Annotated in this window: 23 protein-coding genes and 1 pseudogene; 12 read left to right on the top strand and 12 right to left on the bottom strand. The window is 67.8% G+C overall.

What is annotated here, in order from left to right:
- Nucleotides 1–176: 176 nt before the first annotated feature.
- The 3 genes from JWP83_RS16395 to JWP83_RS16385 all read right to left on the bottom strand — a co-directional run bounded on the left by JWP83_RS16395 (nucleotide 177) and on the right by JWP83_RS16385 (nucleotide 3,949).
- Nucleotides 177–1,181, bottom strand: coding sequence for a sensor histidine kinase (locus JWP83_RS16395; protein ID WP_297731821.1), 1,005 nt, complete (start codon nucleotides 1,179–1,181; stop codon nucleotides 177–179).
- Nucleotides 1,182–1,288: 107 nt separating this feature from the next.
- Nucleotides 1,289–2,722 carry a FadR/GntR family transcriptional regulator gene (locus JWP83_RS16390; protein WP_297731882.1) on the bottom strand — a complete coding sequence of 478 codons (1,434 nt, stop codon included), beginning with the start codon at nucleotides 2,720–2,722 and terminating at the stop codon, nucleotides 1,289–1,291.
- Nucleotides 2,723–2,755: 33 nt separating this feature from the next.
- Nucleotides 2,756–3,949 (bottom strand): thiolase family protein, encoded by a 1,194-nt coding sequence (locus tag JWP83_RS16385; RefSeq protein WP_297731819.1) that lies wholly within the window; start codon nucleotides 3,947–3,949, stop codon nucleotides 2,756–2,758.
- Between the two features lie 64 nt (nucleotides 3,950–4,013).
- Between JWP83_RS16385 and JWP83_RS16380 the strand changes: the two genes are divergently transcribed.
- Nucleotides 4,014–4,346: an OB-fold domain-containing protein gene (locus JWP83_RS16380; RefSeq protein ID WP_297731817.1), complete on the top strand. Its 333-nt coding sequence runs from the start codon at nucleotides 4,014–4,016 to the stop codon at nucleotides 4,344–4,346.
- 84 nt (nucleotides 4,347–4,430) lie between these two features.
- On the opposite strand, the gene JWP83_RS16375 is transcribed toward JWP83_RS16380, so the two are convergent.
- Both JWP83_RS16375 and JWP83_RS16370 read right to left on the bottom strand, forming a co-directional pair.
- Nucleotides 4,431–6,596, bottom strand: coding sequence for an acyl-CoA dehydrogenase (locus tag JWP83_RS16375; protein ID WP_297731815.1), 2,166 nt, complete (start codon nucleotides 6,594–6,596; stop codon nucleotides 4,431–4,433).
- Nucleotides 6,597–6,705: 109 nt separating this feature from the next.
- Entirely contained in the window at nucleotides 6,706–7,473 is a 768-nt protein-coding gene (locus JWP83_RS16370) for an SDR family NAD(P)-dependent oxidoreductase (protein ID WP_297731813.1), read from the bottom strand.
- Between the two features lie 110 nt (nucleotides 7,474–7,583).
- On the opposite strand from JWP83_RS16370, the gene JWP83_RS16365 reads away from it, so the two are divergent.
- The 6 genes from JWP83_RS16365 (at nucleotide 7,584) to JWP83_RS16340 (ending at nucleotide 15,471) form a co-directional block, all read left to right on the top strand.
- The gene (locus JWP83_RS16365) at nucleotides 7,584–9,122 is read left to right on the top strand and encodes an ATP-dependent DNA ligase (RefSeq protein WP_297731811.1); all 1,539 of its coding nucleotides are present in this window, start codon (nucleotides 7,584–7,586) and stop codon (nucleotides 9,120–9,122) included.
- A 39-nt stretch (nucleotides 9,123–9,161) separates the two neighbouring features.
- Complete coding sequence (locus JWP83_RS16360) at nucleotides 9,162–11,414, top strand: carbon starvation CstA family protein (protein WP_297731809.1); 2,253 nt, start codon at nucleotides 9,162–9,164, stop codon at nucleotides 11,412–11,414.
- 179 nt (nucleotides 11,415–11,593) lie between these two features.
- Nucleotides 11,594–11,893, top strand: a complete 300-nt coding sequence (locus JWP83_RS16355) for a hypothetical protein (protein WP_297731807.1) — start codon at nucleotides 11,594–11,596, stop codon at nucleotides 11,891–11,893.
- Nucleotides 11,894–12,122: 229 nt separating this feature from the next.
- On the top strand, nucleotides 12,123–13,652 hold the full coding sequence (locus JWP83_RS16350; RefSeq protein WP_297731805.1) for an Hsp70 family protein: 1,530 nt from the start codon (nucleotides 12,123–12,125) through the stop codon (nucleotides 13,650–13,652).
- A 30-nt stretch (nucleotides 13,653–13,682) separates the two neighbouring features.
- Nucleotides 13,683–14,561: a polyphosphate kinase 2 gene (gene ppk2, locus JWP83_RS16345; RefSeq protein ID WP_297731803.1), complete on the top strand. Its 879-nt coding sequence runs from the start codon at nucleotides 13,683–13,685 to the stop codon at nucleotides 14,559–14,561.
- An 82-nt stretch (nucleotides 14,562–14,643) separates the two neighbouring features.
- Nucleotides 14,644–15,471 (top strand): oxidoreductase, encoded by an 828-nt coding sequence (locus JWP83_RS16340; RefSeq protein WP_297731801.1) that lies wholly within the window; start codon nucleotides 14,644–14,646, stop codon nucleotides 15,469–15,471.
- A 3-nt stretch (nucleotides 15,472–15,474) separates the two neighbouring features.
- Here the strand turns inward: JWP83_RS16340 and JWP83_RS16335 are convergent, their stop codons facing one another.
- Nucleotides 15,475–16,431, bottom strand: coding sequence for an LLM class F420-dependent oxidoreductase (locus tag JWP83_RS16335; protein ID WP_297731799.1), 957 nt, complete (start codon nucleotides 16,429–16,431; stop codon nucleotides 15,475–15,477).
- Between the two features lie 359 nt (nucleotides 16,432–16,790).
- Between JWP83_RS16335 and JWP83_RS16330 the strand changes: the two genes are divergently transcribed.
- Nucleotides 16,791–17,036 carry a hypothetical protein gene (locus JWP83_RS16330; RefSeq protein WP_297731796.1) on the top strand — a complete coding sequence of 82 codons (246 nt, stop codon included), beginning with the start codon at nucleotides 16,791–16,793 and terminating at the stop codon, nucleotides 17,034–17,036.
- Here the strand turns inward: JWP83_RS16330 and JWP83_RS16325 are convergent.
- A complete protein-coding gene (locus JWP83_RS16325; RefSeq protein ID WP_297731794.1) occupies nucleotides 16,993–17,457 on the bottom strand; it encodes a DoxX family protein in 465 nt (154 codons plus the stop codon). The two genes, JWP83_RS16330 and JWP83_RS16325, sit on opposite strands and share 44 nt — an antisense overlap.
- A pseudogene (locus tag JWP83_RS16320) lies at nucleotides 17,454–17,626 on the bottom strand (alpha/beta hydrolase); the annotation flags it as partial. The pseudogene JWP83_RS16320 and the gene JWP83_RS16325, both read right to left, overlap by 4 nt.
- 127 nt (nucleotides 17,627–17,753) lie before the next feature.
- Between JWP83_RS16320 and JWP83_RS16315 the strand changes: the two are divergent.
- The gene (locus JWP83_RS16315; RefSeq protein WP_297731792.1) at nucleotides 17,754–18,467 is read left to right on the top strand and encodes a hypothetical protein; all 714 of its coding nucleotides are present in this window, start codon (nucleotides 17,754–17,756) and stop codon (nucleotides 18,465–18,467) included.
- A 174-nt stretch (nucleotides 18,468–18,641) separates the two neighbouring features.
- Here the strand turns inward: JWP83_RS16315 and JWP83_RS16310 are convergent, their stop codons facing one another.
- Complete coding sequence (locus JWP83_RS16310) at nucleotides 18,642–20,141, bottom strand: MFS transporter (protein WP_297731789.1); 1,500 nt, start codon at nucleotides 20,139–20,141, stop codon at nucleotides 18,642–18,644.
- Nucleotides 20,142–20,161: 20 nt separating this feature from the next.
- On the opposite strand from JWP83_RS16310, the gene JWP83_RS16305 reads away from it, so the two are divergent.
- Nucleotides 20,162–20,392 (top strand): hypothetical protein, encoded by a 231-nt coding sequence (locus JWP83_RS16305; protein ID WP_297731786.1) that lies wholly within the window; start codon nucleotides 20,162–20,164, stop codon nucleotides 20,390–20,392.
- 189 nt (nucleotides 20,393–20,581) lie between these two features.
- Nucleotides 20,582–23,068 (top strand): glycogen/starch/alpha-glucan phosphorylase, encoded by a 2,487-nt coding sequence (locus tag JWP83_RS16300; protein ID WP_297731880.1) that lies wholly within the window; start codon nucleotides 20,582–20,584, stop codon nucleotides 23,066–23,068.
- Here the strand turns inward: JWP83_RS16300 and JWP83_RS16295 are convergent.
- On the bottom strand, nucleotides 23,065–23,877 hold the full coding sequence (locus JWP83_RS16295) for an SDR family oxidoreductase (protein ID WP_297731783.1): 813 nt from the start codon (nucleotides 23,875–23,877) through the stop codon (nucleotides 23,065–23,067). The genes JWP83_RS16300 and JWP83_RS16295 overlap by 4 nt on opposite strands.
- Nucleotides 23,878–23,884: 7 nt before the next feature.
- Complete coding sequence (locus JWP83_RS16290) at nucleotides 23,885–25,384, bottom strand: PE-PPE domain-containing protein (protein ID WP_297731877.1); 1,500 nt, start codon at nucleotides 25,382–25,384, stop codon at nucleotides 23,885–23,887.
- A 101-nt stretch (nucleotides 25,385–25,485) separates the two neighbouring features.
- Between JWP83_RS16290 and JWP83_RS16285 the strand changes: the two genes are divergently transcribed.
- Entirely contained in the window at nucleotides 25,486–25,767 is a 282-nt protein-coding gene (locus tag JWP83_RS16285; RefSeq protein WP_297731781.1) for a hypothetical protein, read from the top strand.
- A gap of 152 nt (nucleotides 25,768–25,919) precedes the next feature.
- Here the strand turns inward: JWP83_RS16285 and JWP83_RS16280 are convergent, their stop codons facing one another.
- Nucleotides 25,920–26,558: a sigma-70 family RNA polymerase sigma factor gene (locus tag JWP83_RS16280; protein ID WP_297731780.1), complete on the bottom strand. Its 639-nt coding sequence runs from the start codon at nucleotides 26,556–26,558 to the stop codon at nucleotides 25,920–25,922.
- Nucleotides 26,559–26,569 lie beyond the last annotated feature (11 nt).

Genomic DNA, 26,569 nt, shown 5'->3' with positions numbered 1-26,569 from the left:
CGCTGAAGAAGACGCACGAGCGCCAACATTAGACGCCGCGCGCGGGCAATGCAAATCCATTTCACGCGGAACGGTAAAGCCTTGCCGGACAGATGCTTTCGTGGTCGATGCCGACAAGCATCCGGTGCGAAGCAACGCCCGACGACTTCGCGGCCACCGATCCGGCGCGATTTCCCCTATCCGTTCGGGCCAGCCGACGCGTCAACCCGCAGGTAGGCCTGGATCGTCGTCCCGGCCGGCGTGGTGTGTGTGCGCACCAAGTCCGATATGGCGTTGACCAGGAACAGCCCGCGACTGGCGGGGCCGCTCGGGCCCGGGTCCAGGCGTCCCACCAGCGGGTCGGCCAGCCGCCCGCTGTCGCGCGCCTCACAGACCAGATGCTCGTCTTGCCGCCAGAAGGCCAGTCGGCAAGCTCCGTCGGTATACATCAAGCTGTTGGTGGCGAGCTCGGTTGCGATCAGTTGCAGATCCTCGATGCCATCCTGGGACATTCCCACCCAGCCGGCGTAGTTGACGGCGAACGAACGGGCGGGGCGAAGGTCCGCGGACTTCCTGACCATGTACGTGACGGCCCCGGGTTTGGGGGCGAGCGGTCGGTTGCAGCGGTCCAGGACGTCGTCGGGCGCATATTCGGCGCTGCGGTGCAGCGCACCGCAGCTCCACAGCAGGGGGTGCGTCGCACGGGCATCCGCCAGCACGTCGTCGTCCAGCAGGCTCGCGTCGTAAAGGCACAACGCGGTTGCGGGGTATCCGTCGAGGGCCCCGTTGACCAGCGCCTCGTGTTCGACGCAGGCGACGATTTCATCGTCGGTGCGTCCCGGCCAGGCGAGCTGGCTCACGATGCGCACCCGCCGACCCGGGTGCTCGTCGACGAAGGAACCCTCCATGGCCATGAACCGGCTCGGGTTGCGGCCGATCTCGGCGATGTCGGCCATCCGCAGCTCCGCCGGGAATCCGCCGCCGGAGCCGGGCAACGCGTCACGCAGCAAGGCCAGCTTGTCGCCCGGGACCGCCACCAGAACCGCCTCGCCCCGCGTCAACCCGTCGACGACGAAGCGAACCACGAAGTCCAGGTACTCCCACCGCGACCGGTAGAGCAGCGCGGAATGAACGAAACCCGATTGGCCGGTTCCCGTCCCCCCCAAACCCCCCGTCACCCTCGCGCTCTCGCTTTCGATCACAAGTGCCAACCCCCTGCTGGACCGGCCATCCGTTGTCCCCCTCCCCATACCCCCGAAGGGCCTTTGGTATGCGCACGAACGCATCACATCGAGGCGGGCCCGGGGCCCTACAGCCACCAGGAGGCCGCGGCGTCCAGGTGCCGACGGATGCGGTAGCGGGCGAGGCTGTCGTCGCCGGCCTCGATCGCCTGCAGAATCCGCAGGTGTGCGTGCTCCACGGCGACGGCGTCGGCCCAGGTCGGCTCGGTTTGCGCGGTGCTGGACCAGTGCCGGCGAAACAGCTCGATGATGATCCGCAGGAAAAGGTCCAGCAGCGCGTTGCCGGCCAGTTGCGCCAAGCCGAGGTGGAACCGGACCTCCTCGGCGACGGCCTTGCGCACGTCGCCCTCCTGCGTGCCGGGATGGGTTGCCAGGAACGCCGCCACCTGCGACTCGGTTCGCCGCTTGACGACTCTGGCGACGTTGTCGATCTCGATGGCGTCGCGGACGCAGCGCAAGTCTTCCCGCGTCGGCTTGCGGTACTGCAGGTACAGGGCGATGGTGTCGATGCTGGCATCGGCGTGGGGTTTGGTGACGATCAGCCCACCGCCGGGCCCGCGACGCATTTGCGCGACCGAGTGATATTCGAGCAGCCGCACTGATTCCCGGAACACGGCGCGACTCACGCGGTAGCGCTCCAGCAGCGCCGTCTCCGTTCCGAAGACCGAGCCGACCTGCCAGCCGTCGGCGGCGATCTCGTCGCCGATGGTGGCCGCCAGCATCTCGGCCAGTTTGCCGTGGGGTACGTCAGCGTCGAGCCGGCGCGGCCCGCGCGCCCGGCTCCCCCCGCCGGGGTAATGCCGCTGCAGCCAGGCGGTCACCGCTTCCACGTGTCGTTCGCTGAGCGTCCTGGCCCGCGCCGCGTCGCCGGCGGTGACGGCGGCGACGATCCCGGAGTGGTCGTGGTGCATGTGATCGATCGCCTCGATGGCCTCGGTCGCCGAGTCGGCCCGCGACTGCAGGGCGTATCGCGTGGTGAGCCGCATCAGGATGTCGATGAACAGCTGCAGGACCGGGCTTTTCGACTGCTCCGCGAGCGCGATGTGGAACTCGTCGCGCGGCGCCGGCATACCCGGCCGCCAGTGCTCCTGCGCCCGCAACACCGCCCGCAACCGGTCGATGCCGGCTTCGTCGATCCGTTCCGCCGCCAGGGACGCCGCTAGGGGCTCGAGCACCAGGCGCGCGTTCAACAGGTCGACCAGCGTCGTGCCCAGATACTCGAGGTAGATCACCACGGCACGGGTCGCGGGGCCGGCATCCGGCTCGCAGATCAGCAAGCCGCCGCCCGGTCCGCGGCGCATCCGGGCGACCTGGTGGTGTTCGACGAGGCGAACGGCCTCCCGCAGTACCGATCGACTCACGCGAAAGCGTTGTTGCAGAGCCTGTTCGGAGCCGAGCGATTCGCCGATGGTCCAGCCGCGGCGAACGATATCCGCCTCGATGTGGCGGGCAACCTTCGAAGCCAGTTTGTTCGCCCGGCCGGCGTCCGGCTCGAGACTCAGTTGAGGCTCAATTGCACTCTCCCGCAGGTTATTTCAGCATGTCAGCAACATGCATCCCGCGACGGGCCCGCCGCCCACGGACACCACGCCGACCTCGGGACGTTTCGACACCTGGCGCTCCCCCGCCTCGCCGCGCAGCTGTAGGCACCCTTCGTGGAGCGCCCAATAGCCGTGCATGCGCCCGGCCGAGAGCTGGCCGCCGTAGGTGTTCAGAGGCAGTTGGCCGTCGCGGGCGATCCGCGCGCCGCCCTCGACGAACGGCCCGGACTCGCCGTCGCCGCATACCCCCAGGGCCTCCAGCCACGCGAGGCTGAGAAATGTGAAACCGTCGTACAACTCGGCCAGATCGAGGTCGGCGGGCGTCAACTGCGTGCGCGACCACATCTGCGCGGTCGCGTCCGACATCGCCATCTTCGGGTAGTCGTCGCGGTGGAACCAGCCACCGGCACCGTCGGATCCGCCGATCGCCTCCACCGCCACCGCGCGGTGCGGACAGTCGCGGGCGTACTCCGCGTTCGACACCACCACCGCGATCGAGCCGTCGATGGGGACGTCGCAGTCCAACAGCCCGAACGGGGTCGAAACCGGGCGGGCGCCCAGGTAGTCGGCCATGGTCATCGGCCCGCGGTAGACCGCAAGGGGATTCAGCGCGGCGTTGCGCCTGCCGTTGAGTGCCACCCAGCCCAGCTGTTCCTTGGTGGTCCCGTACAACTCCATGTGCCGACGGCAGTTCAGCGCCAGCCAGTTCGCGGCGGAATATGCCTGGGCCGCAACCAAATCGTTGACGTCGTCCATCGCGCCGACGGCCGGCCGCAGCGCGCCTTCGGGGCTATCGAACATCCGCGCAAGTGCCGGCGCGGGCGCATTTTCGTCCCGCTTGACCGGGACTGTTCCGCCGAGCATTTGTATCGTCCGGTAGACCACCACATGGTGCGCGCGTCGCTCGGCGACCGCGCGGCACGCCGACATCACCGGGCTCAGCAGGCCGCCGGTGCCGAAGCCCGCTCCGCAGTCGGCCGCCTCGATCCGCAGTTCGGCGTTGACGTCCCCGGCTGGCGTGTCGCCGAGGGTGGCGATCCCGTCGATGTCGGCCGGCGCCAGGCCGGCATCCTCGATGGCGGCGCGCACCGCCTCCATGGTCAGCTCCAGGCCGGGGATGCCGGTGCGACGGCCGATGCGCGAGATGCCGAGGCCGGACAAGATCGCGTCTTTTTCGAAATAGGTCATATGCACCGCCCGTCCAAGCAATCCGCCGCCCAGGTCCGAATCAATAGAGTGTACTGTATTGGCCGTGCCCGGCGAGTTGCTCATCGAACACTGCGATGAGTGCGCGCGCTGGGTGCACCCGTCCGCCGGGGAATGCCGCGACTGCGGCGGCCCGCTGGTGGCGCGGCCGGTATCCGGACGCGGCACCGTGTTCACCTACACGGTGAATCATCACCCGTATAACCCGGACATCCCGACGCCCTACGTGATCGCCATCGTCGAGCTCGCCGAACAGAGCGGGCTGCGGGTGGCCGCCAACATCGTTGGCTGCGAACCGGATTCGGTGACGTGCGGCATGCCCGTGGCTATCCGGCCCGAGAAGGGCAGCGGGGGCGCGCCGCTATTCGCTCCCGCGTGATTCCCCCGCGACGAGCGTGCGCAGAATGCCGCGTTGCGCGGCGTGTCTTTGTACAGACACGCACGCTCGCGGGGAGAACCGGGCCTAGTTGATCAGCGGATCGCGCGGCATCCCGAGGATGCGCTCGGCGATCTGATTGCGGGTCACCTCGGAGGTGCCGCCCGCGATCGTCATGCCGCGCGAGCCCATGATCATCCGGCCGACCACCGCGCCGGGCCCGTCGAGCAGCGCGACCTCGGGCCCCAGCAGCGTCGCCGAGATCGCGCCGCCCTCGACCATGTGCTCTGCCAGCTTCAGCTTGGTGACGTTGCCCTCTGGACCGGGACCCGCTCCCTCGACGCTGCGGGCGGCGCGACGCAGATTCAGCAGCCGCAGCGCATGATCCTCGGCGAGGTAGTAGCCGACCCGAACTTCGGCGCCCGCCAACCGATCCGCATGCTTCTGCGCCAGTTCGACGAGTTTCGCCGCCAGGCCCTCGTAGAACGAGCCGCTGCCGCCGATGCTGACCCGCTCGTTGCCCAGCGTCGCCCGCGCGACGGTCCACCCGGAATTCGGCGCCCCGACGACGTCATCGTCGGGCACGAACACGTCGTTGAAGAACACCTCGTTGAATTCCGAGCCTCCGGTGATCTGACGCAGCGGCCGCACCTCGACCTCGGGGGCCTTCATGTCGATGATCACGGTGGTGATGCCGGCGTGCTTGGGAGCGTCCGGGTCGGTGCGCACGGTGGCCAGGCCCCTGGCGCAGTACTGCGCCCCGCTCGTCCACACCTTCTGCCCGTTGATCTTCCAGCCGCCGTCGACCCGGGTGGCGCGGGTCCTGACGGACGCCGCATCCGACCCGGCTTCGGGTTCGGAGAACAGCTGGCACCAGACCTCGTCTTGACGCAGCGCCTTCTCCACGAATCTTTCGATCTGCCAAGGGGTTCCGTGCTGAATCAGGGTCAGGATCACCCATCCGGTGATCGAGTAGTCGGGGCGCTTGATGCCCGCGGCCCGGAACTCTTCCTCGATCACGAGCTGCTCCACCGCGTCGGCCGCGCGACCCCAGGGCCTGGGCCAGTGCGGCATCACGTAACCCGTCTCGATCAATTTGTCGCGCTGCGCCTTCGTGTCCAGGGCGGCGATCTCGGCGGCGTCGGCATGGATCCGGGTGCGCAGCTCTTCCGCCTCCGGCGGCAGGTCCAGGCTGTTGTCCCGGACGGCGCCGGCCGCGGTGCGCTCGAAGACGTCCCGCGCCGGTGCGTCCCCGCCGAACAGGGCCGCCGTCACGAGCGCGCGGCGCAGGTGCAGGTGCGCGTCGTGCTCCCAGGTGAAGCCGATGCCGCCGTGGACTTGGATGTTGAGTTCGGCATTGCGCGTGTAGGCCGGAAACGCCAGCGCCGCCGCCGCCGCGGCGACCAGGCGGAATTGCTCCTCATCCTCCCCCGCCGCGCGCGAGGCGTCCCATACCGCGGCGGTCGCCGACTCGGCGGCCACCAACATGTTCGCGCAGTGATGCTTGACCGCTTGAAAGGTTGCGATGGTCCGCCCGAATTGCTGGCGCACCTTGGCATAGGCGACGGCGGCCTCGACGCAGTCCGACGACCCGCCCACGGCCTCCGCGGCCAGCAGCGTCCGCGCCCGGGCCAGGGCCGATAGCCGCGCGCCCGCCAAGATGTCGTCGGTGGTGACGCTCACGCCTTGCAGGCGCACGCGTCCGGAGCGCCGGGTCGGATCGAGGTTGCCCGGCACGTCCACCGACACGCCGTCGCGCGCCCGGTCCAGCAGCAGCACGTCATCACCGGCGGCGACCACCAGCAGGTCGGCGAGCCCGGCACCCAGCACGATCCCGGCGTCGCCGTCCGCCACGCCGTCCTTGACCCGGACCTCGCTCTGTAGGCCGATCCCCGCGGTGACGGTTCCATCGGTCAGCCCGGGCAGCAGCCGCGACTTCTGCTCTGCGCTGCCCTCTTTGGCGATCACCGCCGACGCGATCACCGTCGGCACGAACGGTCCCGGTGCCACCGCGCGGCCGAGTTCCTCCACGACCACGACGAGCTCGGGCAAGCCGTAGCCGGTGCCGCCGTGCTCTTCGTCGACGTGCAGACCGAGCCAGCCGAGCTCCACCAGGTTCTGCCAGAAGCCGGGCCGGCCCTCGTCGGGCGCGTCGAGCAGGGATCGCGCCGCCCAGCGCGCCTTCTGTGACGTCAGGAACGCGCGGGCCACCCCGGCGAGTTCGCGATGGTCGTCGGTCAGGGCGATACCCATGAGGGGGCCTCCTCGCTACCGGGCTGACTGCCTGCCCCGCTCCGAGGGGGAGCGGGGCGGCTGGGTAAAGAGTGTACTCATTCCCGGGAAGGGCCTCCGCCGGGGGTGGTTACTTGGGCGCGAAGCGCTGTCCGGCGTCCAGCCGCAGGCACTGGCCGTTGAGCATCGGGTTGTCGACGATGGCCGCCACCAGCTTCGCGTACTCGATGGGCCGACCGAGGCGCTTGGGGAAGGCCGCGTCCTTGGTGAGCGCCGCCGCGAATTCATCCGGTATGCCCTGGGTCAACCCCGTGGCGAAAAGGCTCGGCGCGATCGCCAGCACCCGGATGCCCAGGGAACCCAGGTCACGCGCCATGGTCAGGCACATGCCGGCGATCCCGGCCTTGGCGGCGGTGTAGGCGACCTGCCCGATCTGGCCCTCGAAGGCCGCGATCGATGCCGTATTGATGATGACGCCGCGCTCGTCGTCCTCGGGCTCGTTCTTGGCCATGTGCGCGGCGGCCAGCCGGCTGATGTTGAAGGTCGCGACGAGGTTGAGGTCGACCACGGACTGGAAGGATTCGAGGTCATGGGGACCGGACTTGGTCATCGTCCGCTTGGCGATGCCGCCGCCGGCGGTGGTCACGATGACGTGCAGGCCGCCGAGCTTGTCGACCGCGGTCTGCAACGTCTCCTCGGTTCCGGCGAAGTCGGTGACATCGACCGGGTAGAACGCGCCACCCCCACCACGGAGGCCTTCGGCTACCTCTTTGCCGTCGGAGCCCTCGCGGTCGAAGATCGCGACCTCCGCCCCGCGTTCGGCCAGCAACTCGGCGCTGGCGCGACCCATCCCCGATGCGCCGCCGATGACGACGACCTTCTTCCCGTTGATCTCCATCCGGACCTCCTTTTAGGCTTGTCAGAATCCTTGAAATTTGTAACGTTAGGTAGGCACGCTAGCGTGTCCGTCCGGCAGGGTTGTCGGCGAGCCATGCCAAGCTGAGTCGCGTGCTCCTTCTCGACGTCGCAACCACGTCGCTTGATGTCGGCGGGACGTCGTCGCGGTTGACCAAGGTCGCCCACATCGACGATCTGCTGCGCCGTGCCGTCGCCGACCCCGGTGCGGTCGGGATCATCGTGTCGTGGCTCTCCGGTGAGCTGCGCCAACGCCAGATCGGCGTCGGCTGGGCGTCGTTGCGCTACCGTCCGCCGCCGGCGCCGCACCCAACGCTGACCGTCCTCGGTGTCGACGCCACCTTCTCCGAGATCGGGTCCGTATCGGGCAAGGGCGCGCAGGCCAGGCGCGCCGAACTCGTCGCGGGTCTGTTCGCCGCCGCAACCGAAACCGAGCAGGCCTTCCTGGTGCGGTTGCTCGGCGGCGAGCTGCGCCAGGGTGCGTTGGCGGGGATCATGGCCGACGCGGTGGCCAAGGCCACCGGGATCCCGGTCGCCGCGGTGCAGCGCGCCACGATGCTGGGCGGGGATTTGCCGGCGGTCGCGGCCGCCGGTCTTTCCGGTGGGGCGGAGGCACTGGACGCGTTCACCCTGCGCGTGGGCCGGCCGGTCAGCCCGATGCTGGCGCAGACCGCGACCGGCGTCGCCGACGCACTCCAACGTCACGGCGGCACAACCATTTTCGAGGCGAAGCTGGACGGCGCGCGAGTGCAGATCCACCGCTCCGGCGATGAAGTCACGGTGTACACCCGAAGCCTTGACGACGTCACCGCCCGGCTCCCCGAGGTCGTCGAGGCCACGCTGGCACTGCCGGCAACCGACCTGATCGCCGACGGCGAGGCGATCGCGCTGCGGCCGGACAACCGGCCGCACCGCTTCCAGGTCACCGCCTCGCGGTTCGGCCGATCCGTCGATGTGGCGGCGGCCCTTGCCGCCCAAGAGGCCGAACGCCTTTCGGTGTTCTTTTTCGACATCCTGCACTGCGACGGCCTGGACCTGCTGGACGCGCCGACCGCCGACCGGCTGGCCGCCCTGGACGCCCTGGTGCCTCCCGTGCACCGGGTCGATCGGCTGATGACGTCGGACCCGGCGCAGGCCGCCGCCTTCCTGGACGCCACCCTGGCCGCCGGCCACGAAGGGGTGATGGCCAAGGCGCCGGACGCGCCGTACCTCGCGGGGCGCCGCGGCGCGGGCTGGCTGAAGGTCAAGCCGGTGCACACCCTGGATCTGGTGGTGCTCGCCGTCGAGTGGGGATCGGGGCGCCGCCGCGGAAAACTCTCCAACATCCACCTGGGCGCGCGTGACCCGGCCACCGGCGAATTCATCATGGTGGGAAAGACTTTCAAGGGCATGACCGACGCCATGCTCGACTGGCAGACGGCCCGGTTCAGCGAACTCGCCATAAGCGGTAGAGAAGGTTATGTCGTGGAGCTGCGCCCCGAGCAGGTGGTCGAGGTAGCCCTGGACGGTGTCCAGAAATCGTCGCGCTACCCCGGCGGCCTGGCGCTGCGGTTCGCGCGGGTAGTGCGCTACCGCAACGACAAAGGACCCGCCGAAGCCGACACCATCGACGCGGTGCGCGCGCTGTACTAAAACACACGTTGTCAACCTTGCGCGCGTAGGGTTTTCGCCGTGGCAGTCAAAGAGCACGACAAAGGCGTCAGCTTTATCCACACCGACGAAGATCTCCCGCCCGTCGCGATCGTCGACCGCTCCCCCATCACCATCCGGCACAAACTCGTCTTCGGGGTGATCGCGGTCCTCGGTGCCATCGCCTGGGCGATCATCGCGTTCGCTCGCGGCGAGACGGTGAACGCCGTCTGGTTCGTGGTCGCAGCGATCTGCACCTACATCATTGGCTACCGGTTCTATGCCCGGTTGATCGAGATGAAGATCGTTCGGCCGCGCGACGACCGCGCCACGCCGGCCGAGGTCCTCGACGACGGCACCGACTACGTGCCCACCGACCGGCGCGTGCTGTTCGGCCATCATTTCGCCGCCATCGCCGGCGCGGGACCGCTCGTCGGTCCGGTGCTCGCCACCCAGATGGGCTACTTGCCGGGCAGCATCTGGATCATCGTCGGCGCGGTGTTCGGTGGCTGCGTGCAGGACTACCTGGTGCTCTGGATATCCACCCGGCGCCGGGGCCGTTCCCTGGGCCAGATGGCCCGCGACGAGCTGGGCGCCGCGGGCGGGGCGGCCGCCCTGCTCGGGGTTCTCGTCATCATGGTGATCCTGATCGCGGTGCTGGCGCTGATCGTGGTGAAGGCACTGGCTCAGAGCCCGTGGGGCGTGTTCTCCATCGCCATGACCATCCCCATCGCCTTGTTCATGGGCTGCTACCTGCGGTTCCTGCGTCCCGGGCGGGTCGCCGAAGTATCCGTGATCGGCTTCGCGCTGCTGCTGACCGCCGTGGCGTCCGGCAACTGGGTCGCCGAAACATCCTGGGGCGCATCGTGGTTCACCCTGTCCCCGCTCACGCTGTGCTGGTGTCTGATCATCTATGGCTTCGCCGCGTCGGTGCTGCCGGTGTGGTTGCTGCTCGCGCCGCGCGACTACCTGTCGACGTTCATGAAGGTCGGCGCCATCGCGCTGCTCGCGCTCGGCATCTGCATCGCGCGGCCGGAGATGCAGGCGCCCGCGATCTCGCAGTTCGCCACCAGGGGCAACGGTCCGGTGTTCGCCGGCTCGCTGTTCCCGTTCCTGTTCATCACCATCGCGTGCGGCGCCCTGTCCGGGTTTCACGCGCTGATCTCATCCGGGACGACGCCGAAGCTGCTGGAGAAGGAAAGCCAGATGCGGCTGATCGGCTACGGCGGCATGATCACCGAATCGTTCGTCGCCGTCATGGCGCTGATCACCGCGTCAATCATCAACCAGCACCTGTACTTCACCATCAACGCGCCCGCCGCGCAGACCGGCGGCACCGCGGCCACCGCCGCGGAGTATGTCAACAAACTCGGCCTGTCGGGCGCCCCGGCCACAGCCGACCAAATCGGTCAGGCCGCCGCCAGCGTGGGCGAGAAGTCGATCGTGTCGCGCACCGGCGGAGCACCGACGCTGGCCTGGGGAATGTCCGAAGTGCTGCAACGCGTGTTCGGCGGCGCCGGTCTCAAGTCCTTCTGGTACCACTTCGCGATCATGTTCGAGGCGCTGTTCATCCTGACCACCCTCGACGCGGGCACCCGGGTTAACCGCTTCATGCTTTCCGACACGCTGGGAAACTTCGGTGGTCCGCTGGCCAAACTGCGAAACCCAAGCTGGCGCCCCGGCGTATGGATCTGCAGCCTCGCCGTCGTCGCCGCCTGGGGCACCACCCTCCTGATGGGCGTGACCGATCCGCTGGGTGGCATCAACACGCTGTTCCCGCTGTTCGGGATCGCCAACCAGCTGCTCGCAGGGATTTCACTGACCGTCATCACCGTGGTGGTCATCAAGAAGGGCCTGCTGAAGTGGGCCTGGATCCCCGCGATTCCGCTGCTGTGGGACCTGGTGGTCACGCTGACCGCGTCGTGGCAAAAGATCTTCTCCGGGGATCCGGCGGTCGGCTACTGGACCCAGCACTCGCAGTACTTAGCCGCAAGGAACGCGGGGAAGACCGCCTTCGGTGCGGCGAAGAACCCGCATCAGCTCGACGAGGTCATCAGGAACACGTCCATCCAGGGCACGCTGTCGATCCTCTTCGCGCTGGTTGTGGTCGTCGTGTTCATCGCCGGAGTTGCCGTCGCGCTCAGCGCAATTCGCGGTGGCGGCAGGCCGCTGACCGAGGAAGACCCGGTGCCGTCGAAGCGGTTCGCGCCGTCCGGCCTGATTCCCACCGCCGCGGAGCGCGAGCTGCAACGGCAGTGGGGCGCCGGCAGGGGCGAGCCGGGCGATCCGCACTAACCGGCGTCCAGACCTGCGTCGGTTGGCGCTCAGGAGCTTGAGCGCAGCGCCGCCCGCTCAGTTCCCGCGAAAGAGGTAGTCAACTACTCACGACCAGAGGTGCTCGTCGACCGTACGGTAGTTGCACCATCGACCGACTCACCCCGTCATCGATGCCGTACCGGAAACGAGGTACACCAATGTCGGTATCAGCAACGGGACTCGCTGGCACAGCCGATCCCGTCGAGGAGCCCATAAGTCAAGCCCCATCGGTTGAGGCGTCGTCCACCGAGGTTCTGATCAGCACACAGCAAGTGGTCTTCGGCACCGCGGCCACCGCGGGGGTGCGCCGCGAGAGCATCGGCGCCCGATTCGTCGCCATCATGCGGCGAATGGTCATGACGTCAACGGATGAAGCAAGCCCGCAGCGAAGGCACCACCCGAAGCATTACGCATTCCTCGAGCAGGCCCTCATGGCACGCGAGATGGACAGATTATGAGCGTCGTCGTCGCTGCAGCTTGCGCTGCGCTGATGATGATCGTCGCGACGGGAATCTACAACCTGCAGTGGTGGCTTGAGCGTAGCGACTACAACCGTCATTTCGAGGATTGACCGCCCACCCCTGCGACCGGTCAAGGCTCCATCGGCTCGCCGGACGCCGCCATCACAGCGGCGCGCCGGGCGGAAACATTGCGCCGAAGTGTGCTGCGCGGTCCTAACATTGCGAGATGAGAGTCGGTATCGACTTCGGCACCACCCACACCGTCGTCGCGGCAGTCGACCGGGGCAACTACCCGGTCGTCTCGTTCGACGGGGTGGACGCCTGGCCCTCGCTCATCGCCGCCGACGCCGACGGGCAGCTGCGATTCGGGGTGGACGCCGCCGCCGTCCGCCACGAGCCCGGGTGGTCGGTGCTGCGATCGTTCAAACGCCTGCTCAACGAGGCCGGACCGCAGACTGAGGTGACCCTGGCCGGCCGCGACCATCGGCTGGCCGACCTGCTCACCGGTTTTCTGGCTCAGCTGAAAAGCGACCTGCAGCGGCACTCGAACGCCACCCTCGCGCGCGGCGAGACCATCGAGGCCGCGATCAGCGTGCCGGCGAACGCCTCCAGCGCCCAACGCCTCCTGACGCTGGACGCCTTCGTCGCGGCGGGTTTCCACGTTGTCGCGCTGCTGAACGAGCCGTCGGCCGCCAGCCTCGAGTATGCGCACCGGTACCGCTCCACCATCACCGCCAAACGGGAGCACGTCCTCATCTACGACCTCGGCGGGGGCACCTTCGACGCGTCACTGCTGCGGATGACCGGGCACGAGAACGAAGTCGTCGTCAGCGAAGGCATCCAGCGTCTCGGCGGTGACGACTTCGACGAGGCGATCGTGGACCTCGTCCTCGGCAGGCTGAACCTGCACGGGGTGGATCCGCCCACGCGCGAGCTGCTCAAGGAGGAGTGCGCCGCCCGCAAGGAAGCCGTCGGGCCGCAGACGCGCCGTTTCCTGGTGGACCTCACGGGGATTGACGCGGCCGACCGGCCCCCGTTCTCCTGCGGTATCGACGACGTCTACGCGGCGTGTGCGCCGCTCGTCAACAAGACGACCGACCTGCTGCACCGCGTTCTGCACGATCCGGCGCCGGGCGGCAAGGACGTGGCCTGGTCGGAGGTGGCGGGCATCTACGTGGTGGGCGGGGCCGGGGGCTTCCCGCTGGTTGCCCGGATGCTGCGCACGGCCTGCGGTGAGAAGCGGGTGAAGCGCTCGCCGCACCCGTTTGCGGCGACGGCCATCGGCCTGGCGGTATTCCTCGACAAGGAGGCGGGTTTCGCGCTGTCCGAACGCTTTTCGCGGCACTTCGGGGTCTTCCGCGAGGCGCAGGCCGGCACCGACGTGGTCTTCGACCCGATCGTGCCCAAGGACGCGTCGCTCCCGGCGGACGGGCGCACGCCGCTGGTCGTCAGGCGGATGTACCGGGCGGCGCACAACATCGGGCACTTCCGGTTCGTGGAGTGCAGCCGCCTGGTCGACGGGCGGCCCGACGGCGACGTCACGCCCTACGATCCGGTGCTCTTCCCGTTCGATCCGGCCCTGCGCGACCGGGACGACCTCGGGCGCCAGCCGGTCGGCCGCTGGAGTGAGGGCCCGGACGTCGAGGAGCGCTACGTGGTCGCGCCCAGCGGCGCGGTGGAAGTGACGCTGACGACGCAGCCGGCCGGCTTCAAGCGCACCTTCCGGCTGGAGCGGTGTGCCGCCGCGAGTGTGTGAGCGGATGCCGCACGGGCTATAGCTCGAAGTATGGCCGAGATAGATCTGGACGACCTTTCGACGCCCGACCACGGCTACACCGTGAACGACCAAGACGACGACGATCCCGTCCTGCTCGATCGGGAGGGCAACCACGTCGAGACGTGGCGCGAGCGATACCCGTACGACCACCGGATGCCGCGCGACGAATACGAGCGCCTGAAGCGCCGCCTGCAGATTGAGCTGCTGAAGCTGCAGAACCACAGCAAGCGCATCGGCGCCCGGCACGTGATCGTGTTCGAGGGACGCGACGCCGCCGGCAAGGGTGGGACCATTCGGCGATTCATGGAGCACCTCAATCCGCGCAGCGCGCGGGTGGTGGCGCTGGAGAAGCCGTCCGAACGCGAACGAACGCAGTGGTATTTCCAGCGCTACATCACCCACCTGCCGGCCGGCGGCGAGATCGTGTTGTTCGACCGCTCGTGGTACAACCGCGCGGGCGTGGAGAAGGTGATGGGCTTCTGCACGCCCGACCAGTACGCCGAATTCATGGACCAGGCGCCTCGTTTCGAACAGATGCTGGTCGTAGACGGGATAAGCCTGACCAAGTTCTGGTTCTCTGTGTCGCCCGCCGAGCAGCGCACCCGGTTCGCGATCCGCCTGGTCGACCCGGTGCGGCAGTGGAAGTTTTCGCCGATGGACATCGAGTCGGTGAAAAGGTGGGACGACTACACCGCGGCGAAGGAGGCGATGTTCGAAGCAACCGATACCGACGACGCGCCGTGGATCGTGGTCAGGAGCAACGACAAGAAGCGGGCCCGGATCAACGCCATGCGCTACGTCCTCGCCAAATCCGACTACGACGACAAGGATCATGAGCTGGTGGGCGAGCCGGACCCTCAGATCGTGGGCCGCGCCCTGACCGACTGAGTTGCGAACCGAACGTCGAGTTGTTGCGCTGGAATGCGTCTGATAGCCCAATAACTCGACGTTGGGTGCAGAAAGGGGAGTCATGTCGACCTGGCTCATCACCGGCTGCTCGACGGGGCTCGGCCGCGCGCTCGCCGAAGCCGTCATCGGGGCCGGGCATAACGCCGTCGTCACCGCCCGCGACCCCGCAAAGGTCGCTGACCTCGCCGGCGCCGCGCCCGAGCGGGTGCTCGCCGTCGCGCTCGACGTCACCAACCCCGCGCAGGTCACCGCGGCCGTGCGCCAGGCCGACGAGCGGTTCGGCGGCGTGGACGTGCTGGTCAACAACGCGGGCTACGGCTATCGCGGCGCCATCGAAGAAGGCGACGACGCCGACGTTCGCGAGTTGTTCGAGACGCACTTCTTCGGCGGCGTCGCGATGATCAAGGCTGTCCTGCCCGGGATGCGGGCGCGCCGCGGCGGCGCGATCGTCAACATCTCCTCGATCGGCGCGACGGTGACCCCGGTGGGATCCGGGTACTACGCGGCGGCCAAGGCCGCCATCGAAGGGATGAGCGGGGCGCTGCGCGGTGAGCTCGCGCCGCTGGGCATCTCGGTGACGGTCGTCGAGCCGGGCGCGTTTCGCACCGACTTCGCCGGTCGCTCGCTCACCCAGTCGCCCACGGTCATCGACGACTACGCGGGCACCGCCGGGCAGCGCCGCAAGGAAAACGACACCATGCACGGCAACCAGGCCGGCGATCCCGCCAAGGCCGCCGCCGCGATCATCGCCGCTGTCGAATCGGACGAGCCGCCCGCGTTCCTGCTGCTCGGCCCCGACGCCCTGGCCATTTACCGCTATGTCGCGGACGCCCGCGCGGCCGAGATCGCGAAATGGGAAGAGCTGACGAGCGGCACCAATTTCGACTGAGCCTCAGCCGCGCACCTGCGGCAGCACGTCGCGTTCCCACGCCGCGAAGAACCCGTCCATGTCCGGGCCGATCTGCTGCACGTATACCTCGTCGATGTCGGCGTCGATGTACTTGCGCACCTGCGCGGCGTGCTTGTCCGGATCCGGCCCGCACGCGACGCTCTCGGCGACCTTGTCCGGGGGTACCAACGACATGAGCGCGGCGAAGTCCTTGGGACGCGGCAGGATCTGCGAGGTCTGACCCGGGAGCCCCTCGTTGGCCCACAATCGATGCGCCACCTTCAGCGCGGCGTCGGGATCCGCGTCCCAGCTGACCTTGGTACCGGCCTGCACCGGCTTGTCACCGCCCCCGGACTCCCGGAACACCTTGACCAGCTCCGCCTCGGGCATGGCGAGCGCGAATCCGTCGCCGATCCGCCCGGCCAACTCGGCGCCCTGCGGGCCGAACCCGGAGACGTAGATCGGCACCGGCTGCTCCGGGCGGGTGTAGATGCGCGCTTCTTGCACCTCGTAGTGCTTGCCGTGATGGCTCACCTCGTGGCCGCGGTGCAGCAACCGGATGACCTCGACCGCCTCCTCCAGCATTTCCTGGCGCACGCCGACGGACGGCCACCTATCGCCGAGGATGTGCTCGTTGAGCGCCTCACCGCTGCCGACCCCGAGCACGAAGCGGCCATCGAGCTGCACGGCCGCGGTGGCCGACGCGTGCGCGATGATCGCCGGGTGCGTCCGCACGGTCGGGCAGGTGACGGCTGTGCTGACGGGCAGCGACGTCGCCTCCGACAGCGCGCCGATCACTCCCCACACGAACGGGCTCTGGCCCTGCTCGTCGTTCCACGGATGAAAGTGGTCGGAGATCCACAGCGCGTCGAATCCGGCTGCCTCCGCACGCTTGGCCTGGTCGACCAATTCCTTGGGGCCGAACTGCTCACAGGACAGGAAATATCCGATCTTCGTCATGCCGGCGGGCTACCCGCTGGGCGGTGGCTTATGCACCGTCGTTCGAATGTCGGCCACCGTCGACGCGTCTGCTACGTGAATCAGGTTGCGATCCAACGTGTTCCGCTTCGCTACCACATCCGCCACACTCGTCGGGCCGCCGGGAGCACCACTCTTGGTGCCCGCCTCGCAGCGACAACTCTGGGGCTCATGTGACACATGGGATTGTGGGCGCGCGGCCGGCCTCCGGCACGCGTGGCGAGAATAGCTTCGCCGTTCAGGAAAGGGTATCGGTGGCGATCGGAGGAGATCATCGGCCAGCTCAGACGACCTGCCAATGACAAGATTCCCTGGTCACGCGAACGGGAACCTCATGAAGCATGGCCACGCCCCGAGAGGTCATCGAACTTATCGACGCACTCGCCGAAGACGTCTACGACGCTTACAACAATCCGCGCATTTACCCGGCGCCGGAGAAAGCGAAAGCGTTGACGGCGGCGCGATACCTGGCCAGAAAGCTGGTCGGGAAGGGCTGGCGGAGAGGCGGCGGTGTCTACCTGCCCTGGTGCCCCTACGGAACCGTCACGTGTTTTGACCCGGAACCGCACCGCCACTGCGAGATGTAGGGCGCCCCCCGCGTAGGGCGTCGACCGAACAGCTCCCCCCGCCGGTGAAGACCAGCAGAAAGAAACCGAAGCAGAAAAGTATCGCCAGAAGTCCACCGTTGCCGGCCGGTGGATCCCCGATGGGCCAGAGCGCTTTCGGTTGATGCATCCAGAAATAGGCGACCGCCATTTCCCCCGACGCGACGAAAGCGGCGGCGCGGGTGAACAATCCGGCTGCGATCAGGAGCCCCGGGACAAACTCGATCACGCCGGCGTACCACCCGGGCCACGCTCCGACATCGACGGGCCATGCCGGACGGACGGGCCAGCCGAAGAGCAGCATCGAGCCCTCGGCGGCGAAGAGCAAACCGTAGACCAACCGAAAAACGCTCAGCACGGCCGGCGCAAAGTGGGCGAGACGTCGGTCGAGAGTCTTGGTCACGATCCACACCTTACGATCGCAGCCCCATCGAGTAGGCGTCGCCAGAGGCGATGTCGGGGCTGCGGCGATACAGGCCGGCCTCCGCGCGCGGGTCCGGTGAGACGTCGACGACGCCATAGCCGACGAGCACCGGAACGTCGATCTGTGCGGCGTGCTCGGCGACCCCGCCGGCGACAGCCCATCGCCGGGGTAGCGCTTTGACCTGGCTGGACTTCAAAAAGTAACGCCGCGCCGCTCCTTTCAGACATTCAAGGAATCACCAGGCGCTCTCGAAATGGACTTGAGATGGACACGGCATGATTGGCACCCGCACTGCGGCCGCGGCCCGCGCCGCCGGCGTCGCCATGCTGGCCGGTGCGGCCGCGCTGGGCCTCGCGGTGGGCACCGCGCATGCCACACCGGGCCCGCCTCGCGGCGAGGGCACGGTTTACGGCAACCCTTGGGCCGCCGCCCCGTTCTGGCGCTACCAGGGATATGACGACGACTGCGTGGAAATGGCGGTCTCCGACGTGGTCGGTGAGCTGACCGGTCAGCAGCCCTCCGAGCAGGCCATCGTCACGCTGGCCCAATCCACCGCCAGCACCGTGCACTCCGGACCGATCTACACCGAGCCGAAGGAGCGCCAGCCCGGCAGCGGCACCTCGTTCGACGACGAGCTGGCGCTGCTCGCGCACTACGGCGTCCGCGCCGGGTCAACCGACAGGGAAAGCGCGGCAAAGTCCGGTGTGCCCACCGGGATGACGGCGCTCGAGCAGGATCTGGCCAAGGGCGGCAAGGTGATCGTCGGCGTCAACTCCGAACTCATCTGGCGCGAGCCCGTCGAGGACAAGACCCCGGACGGCCAACCCGAAGCCAACCACGCCGTGGTGGTCACTGGTGTCGACACCGCGGCCGGCGTCGTGCACCTCAACGACAGCGGCATACAGGAGGGCCGGGACGAGCAGGTGCCGATCGACGTCTTCGCACGGTCATGGGCGAGCAGCGACGACCAGATGACCGTCACCAGTTAGGGACGGGAGCCACATTCAGCAGGCTTACCAGCGCGTCGGTAACCTCGCGGGGGCTCCGTCGACATCCCACATCGTCGTTGCCATCACCCCGGAATCTATTGGAAAATCACCGCGCGCTGGCCCGCGCTTCGAGGCGGGTGGCGGTCGATAGGAGGCACCGCCGTTGGGGACCCACTACGCGGCGTCCCGGGCGCTTCCGGGCTGCCGGGTGCACGGGTCTTGGCACGCGTGGTTGATTCCGGGCAGCACCTGGTGGGCGAAGTCCGCGCCGGTGCGCACCGTCAGCGCCGCAATGAATGCGCCGACCAGGCAAACCGCTGCGGTGATGATCATCGCCACGGAGAAGCCGGGGCCGAGCGGCTGCCCGGGGCCGGCGCGGATGCCGGCCGCGACGGGCAGCACGGCGATGGCCAGTAGCCCGGCAAGGCGGGCAATGGCGTTGTTGACGCCGGAGGCGGTGCCGGCGTAGGTGTCGGGGACGGCGGAGAGAACGGCCGCGGTCAACGGCGCCACGGTGATCGCCAGGCCGACGCCGAACACGACCACGGCGGGCAGCACCGCGCCGAGATACGTCACCCCGGGCACGATCCGCGCCATCAACGCCAAACCCGCCGCGGCGATCAGCGGGCCGACCGTCATGGGCAGCCGCGGCCCGGCCCGCTGCCCGAGCGCGCCGGCCCACGGCGAACCGATCAGCATGATGATCGTCGTCGGCAGCATCGCCAGCCCCGCCGCGAGCGCGGAGTAGTGCAGGCTTTGTTGCAGCTGCAGGGCCAAGAGGAACAACGCGCCGCCAATGGCGGCGTAGACGGCCAGGGTCGTCAGGTTGGCGCCGGTGAATTGCCGGGATCGCAACAGCTTCAGGGGCAGAAGTGGCGATTGCGCGCGCCGTTCGATCGCCGGAAAAGCAACCAGCGCGGCCGTGCCGATAATGGCGGCGGTCGCCGTGACGAATGTCCAACCGCGCGAAGGAGCCTCGATGAGCGCGTAGATCACCCCGGACAGCCCGACCGTGACAGCCGCGGTCCCCAGGATATCCGGGCGGCCCCCCGCCGCGGTTGGATCGCGCGATTCGGGGATCTGCCGGGCGGCGATCCACACCACCGCCACGGCCAGCGGAAGGTTCAAAAAGAACACCCAACGCCACGACGCCGCATCGACAAGCCAGCCGCCAATGAGCGGACCCAGCGCCGTCGTGACACCGGACATGCCTGCCCAGATCCCGACGGCCCGGCCCCGGTCGTCATCGGTGATGCCTGCGTCGATCAAGGCGAGGCTGCCGGGAACCAGCGCCGCCGCGCCGACACCCTGCACCAACCGGGCGCCGACCAGCCATCCGATGGTCGGCGAAAAACCGCAGACGACAGAAGCTGCGGTGAAGACGACCAGCCCGGCGATGAAGACCCGTCGGCGGCCATAGCGGTCGCCCGCGGCGCCTCCGGCGAGCAGCAACGCACTCAGCGTCAGGAGGTAACCGTCGAGCACCCATTGTTGACCGGTCAGACCCCCACCCAGGTCGCGCCCGATGGTCGGCAGCGCGACGTTGACGACGGTGCCATCGAGCAGCGCAATGCCCGAACCGAGGACGGCCGCGGCGATCAGCCAGCGCGCCCGGGCCGACGCCAACGGCAGTTGGCCCGGCTCAACGGGTTCACCGCTCCTGGCTTGCCCCACGGCTAACGATTGTGCAACGGATGGGCGCTAAGGCCCTAGGATCTCGGCATGCCGATTCTTGGAAACGCGACGGTCGTCGCCGCGCGAGTGACGAGGGCGACGTCCTGTCCGACCAGAACATCGCCACGCTGAAAGCACCGTCAGCCGGCGCGATGCTCGAACTCCGCGCGCCGGTCGCTCCTCAGCTGGGCGACATGCTGGCCGCGGCGTGCGTCGACTTCTCCGTATTGCCCCGCGGATACATCGCATAACCGGCTGCCCACCGGAACGCCGTTTCGTCGCCGCCGCGTGGGCTGGCGTTCACTTCGCGGACGTCAATTGCGCGCCTGATGTGCAAACACCGCTGCCAGACTGACGGCCGGCGCGCGGCCAGGCGCTACCACTGTCGATAGGGAGTAGGACCCAGGATGACCGATGTCGAGCAGACACCCTCCGAGGGAATGTCCCCCAGCCCCACGCGGGCCGACCTGGTCGAGCACTCCCGCACCGGGATGGGCGCGGCCGCGCTCCAGCGCGCGATCGCCGATCACCTGCGCTACTCGGTCGGCCGTCCCGCCGCGGCCCTGCGCCCCGAGCACTACTACCGGGCGCTCGCGCTGGCCGTGCGTGACCGCATGCAGGACCGCCGGGTCGCGTCGACGCAGACCTCACTCGATCTCGGTCGCAAGGTGACCTGTTACCTGTCAGCCGAATTCCTCATGGGTCCCCAGCTGGGCAACAACCTGCTCAACCTCCAAATGGAGCGCGCGGCCAAGACCGCGCTCGCGGCGATGGGCCAGGATCTCGACGAGGTTCTGGCTTGCGAGGAGGAACCGGGACTGGGCAACGGCGGCCTCGGCCGGCTGGCCGCGTGCTACCTGGACTCCCTGGCCACCCTCGAGCGTCCGGCGATCGGCTACGGCATCCGCTACGAATTCGGCATCTTCGACCAGGAGATCCGTGACGGTTGGCAAGTCGAGCAGACCGACAACTGGCTCAACAACGGAAACCCTTGGGAGATCGCCAAACCCGACGTCAACTACCTCGTCAAGTGGGGCGGCTACGCCGAGCACTACACCGACGAGGCCGGCCACGACCGTGTCCGCTGGGTGCCGGGCCGGCTGCTCAAAGGCGTCGCATATGACACGCCCATCCAGGGCTACGGCGTCAACACCTGCAACGTGCTGACGCTGTGGAGCGCCCGGGCCGTCAAGTCGTTTGCGTTGGAGGCCTTCAACACCGGCGACTACTACAAGGCGGTCGAGGACGAGGTCACGTCCGAGACGGTGACGAAGGTGCTCTACCCCAACGACGAGCCGGAGGCCGGTAAGCGGCTGCGCCTGCTGCAGCAGTACTTCTTCGTGTCCTGCTCGCTGCAGCATGTGCTGCACATCATGGACGACCTCGCCGACGCGGGCGTCAGGGAACTCCCCCAGCGATTCGCCATGCAGCTCAATGACACTCACCCCTCGATCGGCGTCGCCGAGCTGATGCGGCTACTGGTCGACGAGCGCGAGCTGGACTGGGACGAGGCGTGGGACATCACTGTCGCGACGTTCGGGTACACCAACCACACCCTGCTGCCCGAGGCGCTGGAGACCTGGCCCCGGGAGATGTTCTCCGAGTCGCTGCCCCGCCACCTCGACATCATTTACGAGATCAACCGCCGCTTCCTCGACGAGGTGCGCACCCGCTTCCCCGGCGACCAGGACCGAGTGCGCCGGATGTCGCTGATCGGCGAGGACGGCGGCAAGAACGTCCGGATGGCGCACCTGGCGACCGTCGGCAGCCACGCCATCAACGGCGTCGCCGCGCTGCACTCGGAGTTGCTGAAAGCCAGTGTCCTGAAGGACTTCTACGAGTTGTGGCCGGAGCGGTTCAGCAACAAGACCAACGGCGTGACACCACGCCGCTTCCTGGCCCTGGCCAACCCCGGGCTGCGGGAGCTGCTGGACCGTACCGTCGGTGAGGGCTGGCTGACCGACCTGGGCCGCCTGCGCGGGCTGGAGCCGTTCGTCGACGATGCCTCCTTCCGCCAGCAATGGCGCGACATCAAACGCAACAACAAGGCGCGCCTGGCCAAGTACATACGTTCGGTGACGGGCGTCGAGCTGAGCCCGGACTGGATGTTCGACGTCCAGGTCAAGCGCATCCACGAGTACAAGCGCCAGCACCTCAACGTCCTGCACATCGTCGCGCTGTACCAGCGACTGAAGCAGAACCCGGGGCTGTCAATTCCCCAGCGGGCGTTCGTATTCGGCGGCAAGGCCGCTCCCGGCTACTTCCTGGCCAAGCGAATCATCAAGCTGATCAACGCCGTCGGGGAGACCGTCAACGCCGATCCGGACGTCAACCGGTTCCTCAAGGTGGCGTTCGTTCCGAACTTCAACGTGCAGAACGCGCACATGATCTACCCGGCCGCCGACCTGTCCGAGCAGATCTCCACCGCCGGCAAGGAGGCGTCGGGCACCGGGAACATGAAGTTCATGATCAACGGGACCCTGACCATCGGCACGCTCGACGGGGCGAACGTCGAGATGCGCGACGAGGTCGGGCCGGAGAACTTCTTCCTGTTCGGCCTGACTGAGCAGGAGGTCGGGGCGGTCAAGGCCAACGGGTACCGCCCGGCCGATTACATCGATGGCAACGACGAGCTGCGCGCGGTGCTGGATCTGATTGCGGGCGGGACCTTTTCGCACGGGGACACCGAGGTGTTCCGGCCGCTGGTGAACAACCTCCGCTACGACGACCCGTTCCTGGTCTGCGCCGACTACGCCTCCTATGTGGACTGCCAGGAGCGGGTGAGCGCGGCGTGGCAGGACCGGGACTCGTGGACGAAGATGTCCATCCTGAATACCGCACGCAGCGGCAAGTTCTCGTCGGATCGCGCCATCACCGAGTACTGCGACGAGATCTGGAACGTCTGGCCGCTCACCGTGACGATCTAGTGGTAGCCGGGCAGATCCGGCACTCCACTGGCGGTCAACCAACCGCCGCCGTCGACGACCAGGACGGCTCCCGTCACGTAGGACGCCGCGTCGCTGGCCAGGAACAGCACGGTTTCGGCCACCTCGGTGGTCGAACCGGGACGCCGCAGCGGGTTCTGGGTGATGCGGTGCTGGTTATCGCCGGCGATCCTCTTCACGCCCTCGGTTCCTGACATCGCCCCGGGAGCAACGACATTCACCCGAACCCCATCGGGGCCCCATTCGATCGCACAGGCGCGGCTCAGCGCGTCGACGCCGGCCTTGGCCGAAACGACGTGCGCTTGCAGGGCCATGCCGCGGTATTGGATCGCGGCGCTGATGTTCACCACCGCGCCGCCGTGATCACGCAGCCAAAGGTCGTACGCCGCCTTCGATAGGTTGAAGGTCCCCAGTAGGTCGATGTCGACGACGGCCTTGAATCCGTTTGGGCTCAGCCCGCTTATCGGCGCGGGGAAGTTGCCGGCGGCATTGTTGACGACGACGTCGAGCCGGCCGAACGTCCGCAGCACCTCCTCGACGACGGCCGTGACCTCATCGTCACGGCGGACGTCACAGACGCCGTATGCCGCGTCGATCCCCTCCTGCCGCAACGCCGCAACCGCCGCCCGAAGATTGGGTTCCTTGCGGCTGCAGATGGCGACGCGGGCGCCGTGGCCGCCCAGAACGCGGGCAATCTCCAGGCCGAGCCCGGTTGCACCGCCGGTGACCAATGCCACCTTTCCCTGCAGGAGGTCCGCCCGGAAGGGGCTGCGGCGGGTGGTCACATCCATGTTCGCCTCAGCTATCCCAACTCGGGATCAGACCCAACGCGCGCATCAACTGGCCCTCGTACCCGGTGAGCAGCGAGACGCCGGTGACCGACGACTGCGGCAGCGGGAAGTTCAGGCCGGGGTCGAGCGCCGGGTTGAACGGGTAGCCGGTGGGCATCATCGACTGCGGCAGGAACCCGAGATCCACCAGCGCCGCCTGCGGCCCCTGCACCCCGCCGTGAACCAAATCCGGGACGATGGTGAACGGGTCCGGCAGTTCGAACAGGCTGGCCGGGGTGGGGATGTTGGCGTACTCCCCCGACCCGTAGCCCATGTCGACGATCACCCGCAGATCCGGCTGCAGCAGATCGGCCAGGGCGTTGCCGTATGGCGGCGGCAGGTACAAGCGCAGCGGTGCTACGAGCGGCAGGTTCTGCGTCAGCAACTCGTAGTAGGTGGTGGCACCGGCGTAGCCGGGTGAGGTCGGCAGTTGGATCGCGTTGGCGATCTGCCCCGGTGTCAGGTCGACGTAGTCGTGCGTCCCGTGGAAGAGCGCGAACCCCATGAACGCGTTCAGGTCGCTGACCGGGTTGAGCACATACTGCGGCAAGTTGGTCACCATGTCGTACTGGTTGGTGAAGATCACCGTGGGGAACGGCGAGTTGGGGGGCGTCGCGCCGTTGAACAGTACGTCGAACAAAGGGATGTACAGGCCGGGGAAACGTTCGAAGAACCCACCGTTGGGGTTGCCGGGGTCACCGGTCAAAAAGAACGAGAGTTTGCTTGGATCGGGCGGATTGGCCACGGCCATGAGGTTGCGGATCTCGTCGGTGGCCACAAGGGAACTTTGTGAGGTGCCGTAGACGATCACCTTGTTGCCCGCCGAGAGTTCGGTGTTGATGGCGGTGTTGAGCAACTGCACGCCCTGCGCCACCGACTGGCCCAGCGTCAGGTTCCCGAGTTGCGGGGTGAACGGCCAGAACTGCTCCGGTGTGAAGATCGACTGCCCCGGCGCCCCGGTGAGTGGCGACAGCGTCGGATTGTCCAGGAAGTTGGTCATGATGGAGCTGACGTACTGAGCGTTCGGCAGGGGGAACGTGGTGCCGCCGACGATGAGCGCCACCGACCCGCTCGGCGGCACGATCAGCGGCGGAATGCTGGCGGGAGCGGCGACGCCTTCGGCCTGCGCCAAGAAGGAGGTAAGGGGCGATTCCAGCTCGCCGATCTCGTCGCGCAGCGCCTGCTGCGCGGCCTGCTCGGTCTCGGTGTAGGCCACGCCCGCCTCACCCAACAGTTGCATGAACCGCTGCTCGAACGCCTGGCCCTGGGCCGCCAGCTCCCGATAGATCCTCGATTGATCGATGAACAGCGGCGTGATCGCCGCGCTCACCTCATCGGCCCCGGCGGGCAGGATGCCGCCCGTCCGCAGCGCCGCGAATGCGTTGGCCTCTTCGAGCGCGGCGCCGAGCTTGCCGACGTCCTCCGCCGCCGACGCCAGTCCCTGGGGAACAATCTGCACCCAGACCATTCTGGTCAACGACGGCGAGGGCCGAGACCTCTTTGACGAATTCCTGCCAACGCCGAGCTTTACACTGGGCCGGCGGAAGAGCGACTGAAGGTGAAAAACCGGTGAGAATCCTGACGAAAATCGCGGCCGGCGGGCTCGTCGGCGTGGCGTCGCTGTTCGGCTCGGGTGTCGCCCACGCCGATACCAGCCAGCAAAAAGAAAAAGAGGCGTGCCAGCTGATGGACGACCCGGCCGGCCCCGAATCGGGTTACGCGCCAGCCGAATACGCCTTCATGATGCTGCGCGCCAAGATGTCTGCCGAGGACGCGCGGAATGCGATGTCCTTGGGGGCCCAGGACTTGTGCCCCAGTCACATCACCGACCTGCCGGCCAGCTGGCGGTAATCCGTATCGTCCCTCGAGTGGAGCTAAGGGTGCTCGAACCCCTGTAGTTTCCTGCAGAAATGCTGCTAGAACTGCAGCGATTCTTCATCGGCCGCGTTACGCGGGGTGTCCGTGTGCTGGCAGCGGACCCTGATCAGTGCCGAGGGTCGAGATCACGCGGTAGCGGGAAGTGTCTGGGGGCTACCTTGGCCGGCGACGCCACCGAGCAGCTCGCGCAGTCGTCGCCGACCCCGATGAAGCCGCGAAACCACGGTTCCGTGCGGGGCATTTGTCAGAATCGCGATTTCCTTGTACGCCAGCCCCTCGACGTCGGCGTAGTACACGACTTCGCGAAACTGCCCGGGCAGTGCTTGCATCGCGGCTTTGATGTCGTTGTCCGGCAGAAGATCCAGTGCGTGATCCTCGGCGGAGCGCATTGCCGATGCCGTCGAGCGTGCGCTGGCCTCGGTCAGGTACGGATCGGTGAGCTGCTCCGTGGAGTAGGGCACCGGTTGACGTCTCTTTCGGCGGTAGCCGTTGATGTAGGTGTTGGTCAGAATCCGGAACAGCCATGCATTCAGGTTTGAGCCCGACCGGAATGAATCGAAATGGACGTACGCCTTCATGACGGTCTCTTGCACCAGGTCATCAGCGTCCGCGTGATTTCGGCTCATGCGAAGCGCGTGCCGGTAGAGCAGACCGCGCAGCGGAATGACCTCACGCCCGAACCGCGCACTCAATTCGGCATCGACCGCTCTCGGAACAGGCTCGCGGGCCAGGTTCTTCCTCGGGTGAGACTGGGTCGCGGTCATCGTTATCCTTC

Origin of the sequence: Mycobacterium sp., assembly GCF_025965855.1 — a bacterium.
Classification (GTDB): Bacteria; Actinomycetota; Actinomycetes; order Mycobacteriales; family Mycobacteriaceae; genus Mycobacterium.
The sequence above is the reverse complement of the archived record's forward strand: the minus strand, read 5'-3'. Positions and strand labels throughout refer to the sequence as shown.